An 18,097-nucleotide genomic window follows, 5' to 3' on the forward strand; every position below is an offset into this window, starting at 1 on the left:
TCAGGGCCGCTCCCCCTCGGACGCCTGCTCTCCGGACGCCTGGCCCTCGGACACCGGGGTCTCGGGCGCCGTGTCCTCGGACACCGGGGTCTCGGGCGCCGTGTCCTCGGACACCGGGGTCTCGGGCAGCAGGACCTCGGACACCGGGACCTCGGACACCGGGACCTCCGGCATCCCGCCCGTCGTGGCCGTCTGCTGTGCCGCGGCCGCGAGCGCCTCGCGCAGGGCGTCGATGTCCACGGTCATGGACACCGGGGCGGAGGGGTTGAGGTAGAGCACATGCCCCTGCGGTATCCGGTCGACGAGCTGTGCCACGGGCACCAGTTCGTACCCGAACCGCCCGGCCGTGTGCAGATGGACCGGCGAGGTGAAGACGGGGACCACCGGCGTGCCGTCGGGGGCGGCGGCGGACAGCGGGCCGCCATCGGGGTTGGTCAGCACGGCGACCTCGGCCGCGGCGAGGCTCCGCGGTACCGCCTCCCCCGGTCCGTATCCGGTGGCCGCGAGCTGTACCGCCTCGTCCACCTCGTCGGTCGGCTCGGGCCAGCCCATGGCCTGGGGCGAGGGGCGGTACTCCTCGTTCTCGCGCCACTCCTCGATCTCCCCGTCCAGGCCGGACCTCCACTGGCCGACCACCGCCCAGCTCGGCGGCTCACCCGGTCCGGCCCACGCCGGGTCGACCATGCCCAGCCAGTGGTCGGGGGCCAGCCGCGCGGCCTCCTCGATTTCCTTGGGAACCGGCGGCGCGGTGTCGGCGGCGGTGTTGTCGTTCATGAGCTCCTCTGTGGGGTGTACGTAGGGTCGTCCAGTATGCGGCGCAGGTCCTCGGCCAGGGAGCCGGACGGCTCCATGCCCCGGGTGCGGAACCACTCGTCGATCAGACGCCGCAGCAGGTCCGGGGTCAACTCGTCCCCGGCGTCGAGTACGGCGTCGGGCCCCAGAGCCGCCAGGTGGTCCAGGATGTCGCCCAGCGTGTCACGGTGGTCCGCGAACCACGCCGCCGCCTCCGGGTCATCGGGCCCGTCGTCCCGTTCGTCGTCCCGGACTCCGGATGGCCAGCCGGCCTCATCCAGGACGTGTTCGTCGGGGAACCGGCCGTCGGTGGCCACATTCGTGCGCAGCTCCGCCTCGGTCAGCGGGGCGATATGCCAATAGCGGCTCCAGTTGTCGACGTAGTCGAGCTCCGGAGACTCGGGGGTGCCGCGCTCACGGAGGTGTTCCAGGATGAGCTGTGAGGCCGCCATGATCTCGTGCAGCGAGTGGTGGCCCACCGACAGCATCTCGGCCAGCAGGGCGACCCGCACCAGACCGAGGTCGATGTCCAGCCCCCACGCGTCGCGCATCTTCACGGCCTGCATCATCAGCCGGTAGGACGAACCCGAGGTCCCGGCCCGCACCAGGCCACCCGTGGTCTCGGCATCCGACTGCAAACGGCTGCCCATGGCCAGGTTCCAGCGGTTCCGGCCCGGGATCCACGGGACGCCGTCATCCGGCATCAGCTCCCGCTCCGCGTCGCTCAGCGGCGGCCGCACATCCGCTTGGGCCACCGCCACCCGCAGCATGCGCTCCGCGTCGGCGAGCAGCCGCGCCCGCTCGGCGGGCGGCAGCCCGCGGGCCTGCTCCCGCATTTCCTCGTAGGCCGTCATGGTGCTGGAGGGCAGCCGGTCGCCACGCTCGGCGCGGATGGGCAGCGGATCGGGGTCCGGGCTGCCGAGCAGACCGGAGATGGTCCGGGCGCCGACCCACAGCAGTCCCATGCGCTCCCGCAGGTTGCCCGACTCGACCACCGCGAGAAGCCGGTCCCATTCGGTGCCCACCGTGCCGTCGACGGTGGAGTCGGCCGAGCCGAGCCCCTGCCAGACACCGGCCGCCACGGCCCGGTCCCATACGGCGCGCACCATCACCCCCAACTGGTCGTTGGCGGCCGTGTGGTCGCCGAGATACCAGCCGAGGCGTTCCTCGAAGCGTTCGCCCTCCTCCAGGTACCGGATGCGCGACCGGATCCACTCGGGTGCGCGGTCGGCGGTGTTCCGGCGGTCCTCCGGGGCACGCCCCCTGAGCCAGTCCCGTACGGATTCGGGAGCGGCGGTGAGGGCGTCGGCGACCCGGCGGAGCGCCTGCTGGTCGGGGCTCTCCTCGGGACCGCCGGGAAGTCCGGCGAGGGAGCGGTCGCCGTCGAGGACGAGGAGGGCGGGGCCGTACTCCCCTCCGCCGCCGTAGTGCTCCATGGAGCCGTCCTCGCCCACCACGGCCACCGCGACGCCCAGCTCGCGGGCGGCCACCGCGGCGAACGCCCTTACCGTCGGCTCCCGTTCGGCCACTCCGTAGGAGGGGTCGGCCAGGGCGAGGCGGAACCGCTGGGCGGGGCTCAGCGTGACGTCCGCGGCGGGGATCACATCGCCGAGGAGGGCTCCCTGCATGCGCTGTGCGGCGGTCAGCTGCACCCCGATGGATTCGAGCAGGCTCAGCGGGAGCTCCCTGTCGCGGTCCAGCGGGGGCAGGGCGACGTCGGACAGGTCCTCGTCGGTGATGTGCCGCCCCAGCCAGTCGCGGAAGGAGTCGGCCGAGTCCACCCCGGCGGCCTCCAGTGCCGCGGGGGCCGCGTACTGGAGGGTGAACAACAGGGCGTCGAGGGGCCGGTCGCCGTCTTCCGGTGCGGCGTGCAGCACATAGGTCACACCGTCGAGACGCGCGGCGTACGGTCCGGTGCGCCGGTATGCGGCCACGCTCGCGGTGGTGTCCTGCGCGTCGGCGGCGGGCCCGGACCCGCGCTCACCGTCGGACTCGGACTCGGACTCGGACTCGGGCTCGGACTCGGACTCGGACTCGGACTCGGACTCGGTGACGGCGGTGACGGCGGTGACGGCCGAACCCTGGCGCAGCGGCACGGTCGTGTTGTCCTGGGCCCAGCTTCCGTCCCGGGTCGCCCCGTCGTTCGCGGAGGACGCGGAGGACGCGGTCCGCGTCAACTCGCCCGCGCTCCGCGGTGGTGAAGTCCGCTCGGGATCGGTGTGGCTGGTGACACCGGTCGATGTGCCGTCGGGAGCGATGAGGGCACGGCTGACGGTCTCACGTTTCCATGTCCCGGCCGGGGTTCCGGTGGGCACTTCCCGCAAGGTCACATGCGTGTACCGGACCCGGTGTTTCTGGTCGTAGCGGATCTCCCGCCGCACCACCTGGAAGGTGGTCTCCACGGGATACACCGCCTGCTCCCACCCGGGGATCCGGGCGAACGGCGCGATGGACCGCGCGGAGGACGCCTCCACCTCGTACAGGGCGTGGTCCTGCTCCCGCTGCTGTGCGGCAGCCGCCGCCAAGCTGGTCATGACGGATTCGGGCGAGGCCGAGTTGGCTCTGAAGGGCGGGCGGGTGAAGGTGAGACCGGGGACGGCGGTGCCCCCGGCAGCCGACTCCGCCCAGTAGACGCTGCCGCCGATGGGGGGCAGCAGGTTCAGCGCCTCGAGCGCCATGAGCCGGTGGATGACCAGTTCCCCGTGTATGCCGACGGCGAGTTCCGCGGCGACGGCCGCGGCCTGCTGGCGGAGGGTGGCCGCCCACGCCGCGCGGTCATGTGCCGTGGCGGGGAGTTGCCTGGCCTGCCGCAGCAGCGAACGGAACTCCCGGTCGCGCAGGAGCAGCAGCGGAAAGTGGCTCTCGGCCCCACCGGCGAGGAAACCCTGCTCGGTCAGGGCCACCAGGGCGTTGCGGAGGTGCCCCAAGGCATCCGGGCCGTCGAGGTACTTCGGGTCGAACAGCCGGACGTCGAGGCCGCCGGTCAGGTAGAGCGCGGCGATGTGCGCGGCGGTGAGTCCGTCCGGCACTGTGCGGACATCCTGCCGCAGCAGCCACCTGCGCAGGGCGGCGCGCCGCTCCTGCCCCGCCGCCGCCGTGGGCCAGGGCAGCGTCTCCAGGTCCTGAGCGGTCCACGGGCTGCCCGGTACACCGGTCAGCTGGATGATCGCGGCGAGATCGGCGGCGTTGCCCGTGAGCCACGGCGTGAGCCAGTCGGTGCGCCGCTGGTACATCCGGTGGTGAGGCAGGAGCAGGTCGCCGGCGACGGCGGCGTCGGCGTCGGCGTCGGCGGACCCGGCGGCCGACGCGGGTCCGGAGGTGATACGGCGCCGGGGCCGGAAGACGGCATCCGCCCAGGAGTACAGCTGGACCGCGTCGGCTTCGGCCGGGCGCGGCTCGGCCTCACCACGCACCTCGGCCCGGTGCGCGGCCTCGACCAGCTCGGCCAGCGAGTGGTTCCCGTTGGACAGATGGAGCGCGAACAGGGCGTTCCGCAGTCCCAGCAGCAGGCCCGGATCGGTGTGCGGCAGCCCGCGGAACGCCCGCAGCAGCCACTCCACGCCCTCGGCCCGGCCGTCGGCCGCGCGGTGACCGAGTCCGTCGTGCAGTTCCCGGAACCCGAGGAGGTTCGGGTCGTGCGGGACCGGTACGGGTTGGGTGGTGGGCATCTGCGAGAGGTTCAGGTCCGGACGGTCCCGCCACAGCCCACGGAGCGAACGGTCCTCGCCCCGGCCGCTGGGCGCGTAGGCGGCGACGACGAGGGCCCCCACCAGGTCCGGCACGGTGGCCGTCGACCCGTCGTCGAGCAGGAACGCCGTGGCGCTCTCGATCTCGGCGTCCGTGGTGAGGCCCGGTGAGAACGCGAGCGTGGCCGCACGGGCGCCGAGATGGTGCGTCAGGTAGCCGTGCAGGGCACGGACGGCCTTGCGCGCCGCCGTCAGCACGGCGGGGTCGGTGGCCAGCGCCCCGCCCAGCGCCTTCTCGTACTCCTCACTAGCCCGCCACCAGCGCGGGTCGGCGTAGAGGGATCCGAACCCGGACGTGCCCTCGCTCGCGGGGACGGCCGGGGGCGGCGCGGGCAAGGGTGCGGCCTGGTACTCCTCGACCGTGATCAGTTCGTACGCGATGCCCTGCTCGTCCTTCTTGACGGCACGGTCCAGGACACGGAAGGTCGCGCCGGGCGGAGAGAGGACCTCCTTCTCCAGGGGGTAGCGGGAGAACATGGTGATCTCCCGGCCCGTCGACCTGACGACCCGGACCAATGCCGGGTGGGAGCCCGACGGCACCGCCTTCCTCCTCAGCGTGTAGATCATCGCCCCTCCTTCGGTCAGGGCGGTGCTGCGGAAGAACGGCATCGTCAGCAGGTCGGCGCCGTACAGCGGCGACGGGACCGCGGGCCCCTCCAGCGGGCCGGGGATGCCACGGTCGCCCCACCAGGTGGTGCGGTTCACCGGCGGCAGTATCTCCAGTGCCTCCGCGGCCATTTCGATGTGCAGCCTCAGCTGAGGAAGGAGCCGGTCGGAGATCTCGTCGAGCGTGCGCCGCAACCGCTTCAGCTCGGGGCTCGGGGCCAGGTCGGGCAGGGACTCGAGTCGGGCCCACAGCTCGGCGAAGCCGGGCTGGGTGCGCAGGGTGACGGGCACATGGCCCGTCAGACGCTTCGGGTCCTCCCACCCCTTCTTGACGAGCTTCCAGGCGGCGTCCCGCAGCATCCAGCGGGTCACCGCCTCACCGAGCCGCTCCGCGATCAGCACGGTCTTCATGAGCCGGTAGTCGGACGAACTGTAGAGGTAGAGGGCGGTGATGTGGGAGCCGTGCAGTGCCAGAAGCGCCTGGTGGCCCTGTTCCCCGTAGCGATCCAACCACTCGTCCAGCGCCGCCCGGTTGCCGGTGTCGGCGAAGTCTTCCCCGGGCTCGTCCGACGTCGCGTCATCGACCATCTCGGCCAGCTGGTCCGGGATGGCGAGTGTTCCGGTCTCCTCCGGGGTGAACGACATGGCCGCGTCGTACCGCGTGAGGTGGGGAAGAGTCAGCTTGTCCTGGAGGTCGGCCCACCGCGAGCTCCGGTTGACGACCGACCAGGGGACGAGGTTGTCCCTGACCCACTGTTGTGTGCGCACCGCGTCCCGCTCGGACGCGAGGTGTTCCTCGGCCCCGCCCAGGCCGACCCAGTGCGAGGCCCGCAGGGCCTCGTGCAGTGACTGCAATTCCTTGGTAACGGTCCAAGCGATCACCGCGTTGCGGAAGGCGTACAGCTCCTGCTCGGGCGCCCCGATCAGCTGAAGGCTCTGCATCAGCCATAGCGCCGGCCCGTTCAGGCCGCCCACCCGGCGGAAGCCCCGTTCGTCGTAGCGGTTCCGGTCCACGCCGTTGGCACCCGGATGGATGGGCTGCCCCGCATAGCCGATCCGGCCGGGCACGGCCCGGCTGAGGGTGACCGGCGCAGCGGTGTTGGTGAGCGTGGCGTTGACGAACGCCTGCATCAGCTCGTCCAACGAGGCCTTGGAACCGGTCCCCAGAAGCCGCTTGGCAGAGCCCCGCTGTAGATCGTCGGGTGCGTAGAGTGCCTGAGCCGCCACCTGTGGGCCGTACCACTGGGAGAGGGCGTGGTGGAGTCGCCCGACGGCCTGCCGTGCGGCGGCGACCACCTTCGGATCCCTGGCAAGGACCTTCGCCACCGTGAATTCGAATTGCAGGCTGAGGCGCCGCCACTCCGGGTCACGGTAATAGCCGGTGAACCGGGGGGTGTCGGGAGCACCGGTGATCTTCCAGGACGGGATCTGCCACGAGCGGTCCACGGCCTCCGGGCCATTGATCTGCGAGGGGTCCGGGTAGGTGAGGTCCGGTTCGGCAGGTGTGGTGTCCGAGGACGTCACGACCGCGGGAGCCGTCCCGGATGCCGCGGACCCCGGCGGATGCTCCGTCACCCACCCCGTACGCCGACCCTGCCCATCCTCCAGCAGGTGAATACGCGCCGGACCACCGTCGGACGGCGTCGTCACGGCAACCCGGCCCGTCGCCACATGCGCCGTCAGACCCGTCACCCTGGCAATACGCCGCGCCCGCGCCCGCGCCTCCTCCACACTCCCCGGCACATCACCCGGACCACACGCCAACACCGTCACACTGCGGAAACCCCTCTCCCGCACCCCCTCCAGCAACCGCCCCACATACGACCCATCATCACGACGAACCCCACCCCCATCCGTCGCCAACCCCAACCCCTCAGCACCACCATGCGACCCGAAGAAGAACGTCCCCTCCGCACTCCCACCACCCGGCAACGCACCCGAACCCGCGACCAAAGCACCCGAAGCGTCCCGCTCCCACGCGACGAACTCCGCGGTCCCGTCCAGCCGCCCGTAATCCTCACGCCGCGACGCCCAATCACCCTCGTCGAACGACGTCGCACCGATCAGCCGGCCATTGCGACCGCGCATCTCTCGCGCCACCGGCGACTCGCCGGAGTCCGGTGAAGCCGGGGAACCGGCGGCGGGTGGGGCCTCTTCGGCCGAGATCAGCTCGTACTGGATCTGGCTCTTCTGGTCCTGCACCACCCGCCTGCCGGTGACGTGGAACACCGTCCCCGGCAGATGTAGGGCCTCGTCCTCATCGGGGTGCGCCGAGAAGGGGGCGATGTCCCGCCCCACGGAGTGTGCGACCTCCACCAGGGCGCGGTGCGAACCGTCGGGCAGGGCCCTGTCCGCCAGTGTGAACTTGCGCAGCGCTGTTTCCTGGTCGCGCGAGGTGCTGCGGAAGAACGGAACCGTGATGGTGTCGACGCCGTAGACCGGTCCGTCCATGGGCGCGTCGTCGAGCAGTCCGGGCACCCCGCGGTCGCCCCACCACACCGTGCCGTCGATCGGCGGCAGCAACTCCAGCGCCTCGATCGCCATGTCCATATGCAACGGCAACTCGTCGTACAGCCGGTCCGCCATCCGGTTCAACTCCCGCCGCAGCCGCGACAGTTCGTCGCTCGGGGTCGTCAGGTCGGACAGCTCCTCCAACTCCTCGTACAGCTCCTCGAAACCGGGCTGGCTCCGGAGGGTGAGCGGCACCATGAAGACCCAGCCCTCGTCCACCGCCTCCCGCACAACCCCCCACATGGCGAGACGTACGACGTGACGGCCCATCGCCGTACCGAGCCGCTGGCCGTTCAGCACCGCCTTCAGCAGCCGGTAGTCGGGCTCGCTGTACAGGTGGAGCGCCGTGATGTGGGCGGGCGTCAACCGCTTCAGCGCTTCGATGCCCCGGGCCTTGTGGCGCCGGAGCCACCCCCCCAATGCCTTGCCCTGGTCGGACCTCCCCCGGGGGAGGCCGTTGACCGCGGCATGGATGAGGGCGGTCATCCCCTCGGGCACAGCGATCCCACCCGTGAGTTCGGCGGAATAGCTCATGCGCTCGCCGTACAGGGCCTGGTGCGGCGGCAGCAGACCGTCCGGGTCCTCCGCGAGCCCGAAGGCGGTGTGCGCCCAGATGTGGAACCGGGCCGCGTCGGAACCGACCGCGGCACGTTCGGCCGCGTCCCCCACACCCATGCGATGCGACGTACGCAGGACCTCCGCCAGCGACTGGAGATCCGCCGGAACCATCCACGCCGCCACGGCGTCACGGAACTCCCGCAACTCCGCCGCCGACGCGCCCAGGTCCCGGTACGCCTCCAGCAACCGCGACGCCGGACCCCACACACCGCCCACCCGACGGGCACCGCGGCCGTCGTGCACCTCCCGATAGGCGCTCCCGGGGTTGAACCGCCCGCCGCCGGGCCGCGACAACGCCTCTCCCACAGCGGACGGCAACTCCTGGCCCGCGTACACCGCATGGGTGAACGCCGCCATCAGCTGAGCCACGGCCTCAGGGCCCGCCGGGAGAGAGCGCAACCGCTCCAGGGCGGCCCGGCCGTCCGCCGGAGCGGCGCCGGGCGGGAAGAACGCGCGCAGCGCCTCGGCCTCGCCCATCCGGGCGGTGAGGTCTTGGTACAGCCGGTCCACCGCCCGCCGGGCCGCGTCCGTGGTCGCCGGGTCCGACCCCAACCGCCGGGCCATGGCGAACTCGTACTCCACGCTGCGCCGACGCCATTCACGGTCGCGGTACATACCCGCGAACCGCACCGCACCCGGCGACCCGGCCGTCCGCCACGACGACACCGACCAGGGCGAAGAGGGCGAAGAATCCGAAGAGGCTTCCTCGTCCGGGTCGGAGCCGAGGTCCAGAGCGCTCAAGGCGTCGGTGGGGGCGGGGGTGGCGTTGATCTGGCTGCTGTGCGGATAGGCGATGGGCTCCGTGGTGCCCGTCGCCACCGGGCCCAGGTCCTCGTGACCGCCGTGATCGTCGAATCGCAGCAGTCGCACAGTGCCGTCAGGGTCGGCCAGGAGCAGGTCCACGGGCGCGTCCAGCTCGTTCACCAGATCCGAGACGAACCGCGTCGGATCGCCGCCCAGCGACCCGAATCCAGCCCGCAGCACCAGGCGGAAGCCGCCGGGCGCTTCGTTGCCCAGTCGTGGCAGCAGTGCCTCGGCGAGTTCTTCGGGGGCGCTCGCCGGGGTGCCGCCGGTCAGCTCCGAGACCCCGAACACCAGGGGACTGAGACCGTCGTCGGGCGCTTCGTGGGCCAGCGTGTCCCAGTCGGGTTCCCCGGCGGGGGGCCCGGACCGCGACGGGTCACCGGACGCGGCCTCCGAGCCGTCCTCGGACTCCTCGTCGCCCTGGGGCGCTACGGCCAGGGACGTCAGGGTGTCGATGTCCAGGGGCCGGTCCTGGCCTCGGGCCTCGGTGACGGCTGCGAGGAGCGAAACGAGGTGGTCATCGGTCACATCGTCCTCGGTGTCGAGGGAGAACACCTCCTGGGTGAAACCGACGATGGCTTCTGGGGCGCTCCGGCCCGGGAAGCGTGCCAGGGCCGGAGCGGTCAGCTCGTGGACGGCGACCAGCCGTTCCTGGTCGGCCGCGTCGGTGTCGGCCCCATCGGGGCCGAGGAGGGCCTGGGCGGTGCGCGCCGTCTCCTTCATCCGCCGCAGCCGCTCGCCCGGGGTACCGGTCGGCTCCACCAGCCCCATGGCGTCGGCCAACTGATCGACCGTGGCGGAGTTCGGGGGCTGCGCGGAGTCGGCGAACCCGTCCCAGCGCGCCCAACGCCGGTGACGGTCGAAGCGGACCATGCCCTCCTTCAGCCGCTCGGCGATCTCATCCACGGTGAATCCACCGAGGAACAGCGAGCGGGAGTCCATCAGCACCGAGGGCCGGAACCCCTGCTCCAGCAGGAACTTGTGCATGAGGACATGCACGTTGACCCGGCTGTTGGCGTCGGTGAACGGCTGGAGGATCTGGAGCGTCCGGGTCACCCGGGCGATCGCCCGCAGCTTCTCGTCGGGGCTCGCCGCGACCGCCACCTCGGCGTAGTAACGGTCCAGTGCGGCCTGGACGATCCCGCGCGCCTCCTGGGGGGTGTAGTCGATGGAGACCTGGCCGCCGTGGAGTCCGTGGTGGAAGACGACCAGCGGCTTGGGGCTCCCCGCCGGGTACCGGTCCTTGATGGAGACCAGCAGCGGACGCCCCAGCAGCACCTCGTCCTTGAGGTCCTCGGCGATCCCGTCGCTGCCGATCGGGCGCATCGTGGTCCGCCCGTGCTCATAGCCCGACCAGGTGGTGGCGGTGTTCTGCCCGGAGCCGGTGACGAGGTACCGGGTGGCCATGTTGTGCAGTTCCTCGTACGCGTCCGCGTCGACGCGGGACCAGTCGCGGCCGGTGCCGCCGCCGTCGAGGACTTCGCGGTACGCCTCCCTCATGCTCTGCCGGTAGCCGGGGTACTTATGGGCGTCCAGGTGTCCGCCCACGTCGTCGGGGCTGAGCCGGAAGGCCTCGGAGTGCACATTGGCGTCGATGAACAGCCGCCACCACGAGTCCTCCGGAAGCAGCGACGAGAGCGTGGGCGCGGCGGGGCCGGAGCCGGTGCCCGAGGCGGAGCCCGCCCGGTCGTGGTCGTCCGTACGGCGGTTGCCGTCGGCGATGCCCTCGGTCCGCGAGGTGCTGCCGGACGGGGACGGCCGTCGCGATGCCTCCGCGCGCGTCCGGAGCTCCCAACGGGCCTCGTCCAGGGCGTCCCGGATCTCCCGCAGTTGGGCCCGGACGGCGTTGTGGGCCCGGGTCTGCCGGACCAGCTCCCGGGTGGCCCGCCGCAGTTCCCGCTCGGCCCGGTCCTGGGCGTCCCGGGCCCGTTGGAGGTCGTCGGCCGTGGCGTCCATCCGCTCGTACGCGCTCTGCACGGCCTTCGCGGTCCGGACGGCTTCGGTGCGCTCCAGATCGGCGCGACGGTGCGCGGCGGCCGCGGTATCCACCGCATCGCCTGTGCTCCCCAGCGCGCGCACCGCGCCCTCCTCCCGGCGCAGCGCACTCTCCTCCCGGCTGGCCAGGGCGGCCTCGGCGGAGGCCGCCGTCACCTCGGCCGCCATCGCGCGGGAGTGGGCGTCGGCCGTGCCCCCGGATGGCCCGTCCTCGGCCGGACGCCCGCCGCGGGGTGTGTTGCGGCCGCCGGACCAGGTGTCCGGCCGGGTGTTCCGCCCGGTTTCCGTCCTGTCGGCCGCCGGACGCGGCCGGGCGACCAGGAACTCGGTCCCCCGCTGGTAGAGGATCACCGTCTCGCCGGCCTTGGGAGGACCGTACGTGCGGTTCGTACCGTCCTCGGACACCAGGATCAGGGTGATCCCCTCGGTGTGGGCGGTCAGTTCGGCCGCCAGCGACGCGGTGGCGCTGTCCCAGCGACGAGCCGCCCGCAGGTTCTCGCGCAGCAGGGCTTCCTCGTTCGCGCGGACCTTTCGTATGGCCTGGGGGACGCGGCCTCCGGTGCGGGTGAGATCGCGCCGCAGTCCGGCCCGCTGGGCGGCGTCGAGTTCGAGGGAGAGTCCGGCCACCTCGTCGGGGTGGAACACCGCCGCCGGATCGAGCCGGGCCCCCTCGGGCAAGGGCTGGGCGGCGACACGGTTGGCGAGGTTTCGCCGGAGCTGACTGCCCGGCAGGGCGGAGAGCTCGGTCGCCCCGGGCACTCCCCCTCCGGTGCCCCGGCCGGGCGTGGCGGTCCGGCGCCCGGCCGGGGCCTGGGACCGGGCCGCCACGACGGCGGCGTAGAAGCGGTTGCCGTCGCCCTCCGCCTCGACCAGGTCGTACACCTGCCCGTCAGGTCCCGTCAGGGTGCGGTGGTCGGTCTCGGCGTCGAAGCGGGACCGCTCGTCGCCGTCCTCGGTCGGGGTCCACGGGGGTGTGGTGTGCGCCGGGGACTTGACCGCGGCCTCGTCGGAAGGGGTGATCTCCCGCGGCGCCGGTGTGGGTGTGGGTGCCGGAAGGCCGGGCGCCGGTTCGGTGCCGGACATCGCTTCGGACAGGGCGAGTTGGTAGTGGCGCTCGTCACCCTCACCGCCCAGCCACAGCACGAGCGGCGGCGGGCCGGAGTCCGCGGTGTCCGTGCCGTCCGTGGCCTCCGCGGTGTCCGGGCCGTCCGTGCCGACCCTGGTGTCCGGAGAGAAGTGGTAGAAACTCCCGTCCGGCATCACCACACGCACCGGCACCCCGAACGTGCGGGCCGCGAGCAGCGGCCAGATGTCCGCGGCTGCGTGGTCCCAGCCGGACCTGCCCTCCGCGTCGCCGGAGCGCAGGAGTTGCAGATAGGCCAGGCCGAGCCGGTCGCCCGAACTCAGGCTGAGCGATTCCGGGATCACCCGGAGCGCGTCGAACTCCCGTCGCTCCGGTGTGTTGTCGCCCAGCTCGATTCCGGCGACGTCGACCTCATCGCCGGTGAAGGTGTCCGTGGTGTCCGGCGCCAGCACCTCGAGCAGGTCCGCGTTGCCCTGGCCGACGAGGCGGGCGGCCAGCAGTGCCTTGATGCCGGTGACCAGGCTCTCCCGGCTGGAGGTGTCCACACCCTCGCGCCGCAGCAGTTCGGGGTCGATGCGGTGCAGGCCCTCGGCCAGCGCGTGGAGGAACGACTGCCCGTCCCGTGGCACGTCGTGGAGGGTGAACCGCTCGCCGTCCGGGGCGACCAGCCCCGAGGGAGCGTCGCCCTCGTCCGGGGTGTAGCGGGGGGCCTCCGGCGTGGTATCGCCGTCGGTGTCCGTGTTCACGATGGGGTCCGTGAACGTCACCGCGGGCGGCTTGGGTGTTCCGTCGAGCCGGGCCCGACCGTCCTCGGTGGCGTTGAGCCGGTGCCAGCGGGTGAGCCGGTCGGCGGCAGCGCGCACCCGGTGGTATGCGGTGGCCAGCTGCTCGGCCTTGTTCCGCAACCCCTCGATCGTCTGCCGCGCCCGGTCGGCCTCTGCCCGCGCCGCGTCCCGGGTCGCGGTCGCACCAGCCGCCGCCCTGGTCGCCTCCCGTACGGCCAGCTCGGCGCGGACCAGGGTCCACTGGGCCCGGGTCACCTGCCGGGCGGCGTCGGCCCGCAGCTCGGCCGCGTGGACCTCGGCCAGGGCGACCGCCCGGTCGGCCTCGGCCAGCCACTCGCGCTCCACCTCGGCCCAGCCGTCGTGCTCGGGCGCGCTGTCCTCGGCCGCGGCGCGCTCCTCGGCGGCGCGGGCACGTGCCTCCTGTACGAGTGTGGTGGCCCGGTGGTCCGCTGCCTCGGCGGCGGCCCTGGCCTCGGCCAACGGCCGCTCCGCGCCGCGCTGGGCGTCCTGGGCCGCGGTGAGCTCCCGCTCGGCGGCGGTCAGCTCGCGCTCGGCCCGGGCCAGGTCGTCACGGGGTCCCGCACCCGTTTCACGGCGGGCTTCCCAGTACTTCTTGTCGGCCTCGACCCAAGCCGTCGACGCCTCCTGAACGGCCTCCCACGCCTTGGCCGCCTCCTCGGGGAACGAGGTGTCGTCGATCAGTCCGAGCTGCCGGGCCACGTCCTGGCGCACCCAGACGATGACGGCCGCCTCGGTCTCGTACGCCTTCTGTCCGGCCGAACCGAAGCGCTTGGGCCACCCCTTGCGGAACGGCGAGGTCACCGCCCGGCCGATGGCGCTGTCCTTGATGTGCCGTTGTACGGCGGCGCTGCTGAGCCAGGTGGTGGGGACGGCGAACAGGAAGGCCAGGTCCTCACCCTGGTCGACGCTCGTCTCCATCATGACGTCCTGGGTGTGCCCGCCGCCTTCCGTCCCGGTGCTGTTGGGGCCGGAGGCGGAGAGCCCGGGCCGCAACGAACCCGCGGGCGGGGCCGAGGCGCCGGAGCCGACGTCGAACGCCGCGCCGTATCCTTCCGATCCCGAGGCGGACGCGCCCCCGGCAGTGATCCGCCGTGCCAGGCGCTGGAGGTTGGTCCCGGGCGCCACCGTCATCAGTACGGCACGTTCGAAGTGCGGTTTGGCGTGCAGGACGAGAGCGCCGTCGGCACCGCCGACGAGACTGTCCTCGACCAGACCCGGCACCGGGTATCCGGCGCCGAGCGCGGAGAAGTAGTGGGCGGCGAGCACGGTGTTGTTCGTGCCCTCGTCGAGGCTGTGGGAGGAGCCGCTGTCCAGCCGGGTCAGACCGGTGTCCTTGGCCCGTACGAGGGCGTCGTCGCCGTCGTCGCGGAAGCCGATGTCGTAGGCGGCGGCGATCGCGAGGTATCCGGACGCGCGGACCTGCTCGACACCGATGACACCGCGGGCCTGGAATCCCTGAGTGGGCGGCTCGAACACACCCTCCGTGCCGTCGGGGAGGGTGGTACGCCGCCAGTCATCGTCCCCGTGCGTCGTCGGGAGGGTCACCCGGCGCGGTGCGGAGGGGGCGGGGAGTGCGGGCGGTCCGAGCGGGTCGTCGTGCGTGGCCGCCGCGGGGTCCGTGTCCGGGGACATCAGGCTGAGCGGTGTCTGCTTGCGGAGAGTGCCGACGTCCCCTTCCTTGACGACACCGCGCTTGCCCCGGAAGGAACGGGACGCCTCGCGCGCCCGGTGCACCAGTTCACGGCCGCGGCCCGCGGGCGGTGTGCCCGAGTCGGTGTCGTCGTCCACCTCCAGTGCGATGCGCAGCCGGTAGGAGGTGTCGTACTCGGCGTAGGGCTCACTGGTGGCGAACGCCCAGGTGTCCACGGGGTTGTCGGAGCCGCTGGTGGCGAGGGTCCGGCGGGCCGAGCCGGACTCGCTGAAGCCGGGACCGGCCGCCGACGCGTCGGGGTTGCCCGTGTACGCGCTCTCCGAGACGGACAGCCCGAAGTCCGGTCCGCGCGTCCGGCTCGCGCCGAAACCGGTGGACGAGATGGCCCAGAGGTTGTCCTCGAAGTCGGTGCTGTGTCCGAGCCGGTGGAAACGGGAGGTGCCGGCGACGAGCTGGACCCGCAGCCGCGCCCGTCGGGTGCCGATGCGCAGCCCGTCCCAGCCCCAGTGCCCGGTGCGGAGCGGCACCGTCTGGCCCGCGTTCTCCATCTCCCCGCGCAGGGCGCGCAGCAGCCTGCCCGACACCAGGCGGAGGACGGTGTCATGGTCGGAGTCGGGGAGCGACAGTCCGCGCAGCGCCTGGTCGAAGGAGGCCATCACCTTGGAGGGGTCGAGCTCGCCCAGGGGGTAGGTGCACAGCGTGTTCCCCACCAGCCAGGGCTGGGGCGACCAGGTCTGCGCGTCGTAGAGGGGTGCCGTGCCCCAGCCGTCGTCGATCAGGTCCAGGGTCACCGCGGTGTGCTCGGAGAGCAGCCCCATCCAGCCGCCGGGAACGTTGACCCGCTGTCCGGCCGCGTTCGCCAGGGCGCCCGGCACCAGGCGGCTGCCCGCGCCGGTCGTCCCGCCCAGCGCGCTGGACGCCACCGCGATGTCGTGCTCGGCGGTGCCGGACACCAGCACCTGGTGGCTTCTGTCCTGACGCACGATCTCATTGCTGACGGAGCGGCTCACGGTGTCCGTCCGGCCCCGGGCGTACGACCACGGGCTGAGGCTCAGCCCGTAGGACCCCAGCGGGCCTCGATCGCCCCGCTGCGGCTGGGCTATGGAGAACTGTCCGCCGAATACGAAGTTGTAGGTGACGGCGTTCTTTCCGCCGGTCAATGTGGCGCCGGTCATCTTCAGGGTGGCCGACATCGGCGCCGGTGGGGTCATCGCCCACAGCGCGGACACGGTCATCCGGTGGAAGAGGACACCGCTCCGGTTGAGGTACGGGCCCTTCGCCCACAGTTCGGTGGCGCGCCAGCCCGAGGGGCTGAGGGTCTGGTCGGCGTTGGCCGTCAGATACGGGGACTGGAAGGCGAGCAGTGCCGAGTCGTGGGGGGCCGCGCCGATCTGCGTCATATGCCACGAGCCGCCCGAGGCGGACTTGAGGGACTCCTCCGCCGCCCGGACCAGTGCGGCGTTACCGAGAATGCCGACCGTCACCTGCGCGTGGTTCTCGAACGGCTGACGGTTGCGGTCGACACCGGGAGCGGACGTCGCCAGGGCCAGCGCCTGTGAGCTCTGCATCGTGGTGGTGGTGATACGGCTGCCGAAGTCGCGGAACGGGTTGTCCGCGTCGTCCGCGTGCGGGTCGCTCTTGGGCATGTGCTCATCGAGGACGCTCAGGATCACCCGTCCGCTGACCGGGCCGCCGCCCACCGTGGAGCCGTCGTCCGCCTTGCCGATCAGGAGGGAGCTCTTCTCGCGGAACACGAAGGGCTGGGTGCCCAGCAGCCCCGCGGTGGCGATCCCGCGCATCAGGGCGGGCAGCCGCCAGTAGCCGCCCCGGCTGACGGTGATGGTGAGCCGGTAGCTGAAGAGGTGGGGCGGCCGGGTGCCGCCCACCGCCGTCTCGACGGCATTGCTGGGCCCGAACAGGCTGCTCTGGCCCTGGCCGCGCCCGCCGCTCAGACCGAGGAACGCGGTACCCCCGCGCCGGGAGTATCCCTGCGGGGTGGCGGCCACGGTGCGGAGGGTGAAGCTGCTTTCCACGCCGCCGTACTGGTCGTGGCTCACGCCGTGTTCACCCTCGAGCTTCTCGGTGCCCGTGGTGGAGTACTTGACGGCCAGTCCGTTCTGGGTGCCCTCGTAGTGGCGGCCGGTGAGTTCGCCGTCGACCCACAGATAGCGGTAGCCGCGCTTGAGGCGGGCGGTTTCGCGCAACCGGATGCGGATGCCCTGGGTGGTCAGCCCCTCCAGGTTGGACGCCATGCTGTGGTGCGAGACCTTGGTGTAGATCTCCAGGGTGTTGTTGAGCACCGTCTCGAAGTGGTCCGCGTCGCGCCAGCGGGGGTTGTCCGGGTCGAGTTCGCTCAGCGGGGCGACGAGCCCCGGATAGGCAAGGGCGGCCTCCTGCACGACCTTCTCGGCCAGCTGCTCGAGCCAGCTCTCGGCCGGCTCCGCGTCGGTGGTGTCGTGGGTGAACTCCTCGGCCCTGCTGGTCCCCAGGGTGGGCGGCGAGTCGGGGGTCAGATACGCGGGCGCCGTCGGCTCGGGCGCACCGCTGCGGACGCGCGTCCGTGTGCCGTCGTCCCAGCCCGCCAGCCGGCGTGCCTCGGCCCTCGGCATCTGGTCCAGGCTCCAGGTGACGAAGTGTCCCTCGGGGAACCGGGGGTTACCGGCCGCTTCGCGGTCACGGCCGCTGCGCCGGACGACAACGGTCTTCTCGACGAGGTACAGGCCGGTCGGGGAGTCCTTCACCGCGCCTTCCACCTTGTTGCCGCCCTCGCCACCGATCGTGGTGGCGCGAGTGGTCCGGTGGCCGTGCCGCGCGACGAAGCCGAGGATGAACCGCAGGTTCAGCTTGGTGCCCGCCAGGCCCAGCCACTGGAAGACCGGGCCCACAGCGGCCTGGAGCTCCTGCCCGTCGGTGGTGGACAGCGAACGTTCGCCGATGAGGGTCAGCCAGGCCATGTCCTTGAGCGCGGCGGCGGTCGTCTCGTCGATGAGGACCGCCCGCCGGGGCAGCGTGCGCACGGTGAAGACGCCCAGCGGCTTGCCCTGCTTGTCCTTGCCGAACAGCGGCGGCGTGGTCATCGTGCCGGCGCCCAGCAGCCGGGAATTGCGCTGGAAGTTCTGGGAGGAGAAGAACGTGTTGAGTTCACGGTGGGCGCTGGTCCCAGGAAGGGCCCCGATCTGTCCCACGGCCCAGTTCCGGATGTGGGCCACCGGGCCGAAGTCCTCGGTGACGACGAACCGGTGGTGCTGCTGTGTGCCCCGGTAGGTGATGAGCGGGGGGATGCGTCCCGGCTTCGACTCGGATATCGCGCTGTCCGCGAGCCGCAGCCGGAGTCCCCCGCGTACGGCGAAGCCGAAGCCCACCGGGGCGGTGCCGCCGTCCTCGGCCGCCGGTTTGCCACCTGCTTCACTGACGGTGAGCTGGTAGTAGACGTCGTCGAGGCTGGGGCGCGAGGCCCCGGTGAGGGATGCCTCGGTCCGGGACA

The 18,097-nt window shown here is 72.3% G+C and carries 2 protein-coding genes (1 of these 2 running past the window's edge); both read right to left on the reverse strand.

All coding sequences use genetic code 11. From position 1 onward, the window contains the following. Window positions 1–774 (reverse strand): type VII secretion system-associated protein, encoded by a 774-nt coding sequence (locus AB0C66_RS13740; RefSeq protein WP_362436847.1) that lies wholly within the window; start codon window positions 772–774, stop codon window positions 1–3. After that, window positions 771–18,097: the 3' portion of an enterotoxin A family protein gene (locus AB0C66_RS13745; protein ID WP_362436849.1), read on the reverse strand. Its footprint extends 22,450 nt past the window's final position; only the last 17,327 of its 39,777 coding nucleotides appear in the window; the start codon falls outside the window, past its right edge — the gene reads right to left on this strand; the stop codon is at window positions 771–773. The genes AB0C66_RS13740 and AB0C66_RS13745 overlap by 4 nt, the downstream gene beginning before the upstream one ends.

The organism is Streptomyces sp. NPDC048636 (assembly GCF_040650655.1).
Taxonomy (GTDB): Bacteria; Actinomycetota; Actinomycetes; order Streptomycetales; family Streptomycetaceae; genus Streptomyces.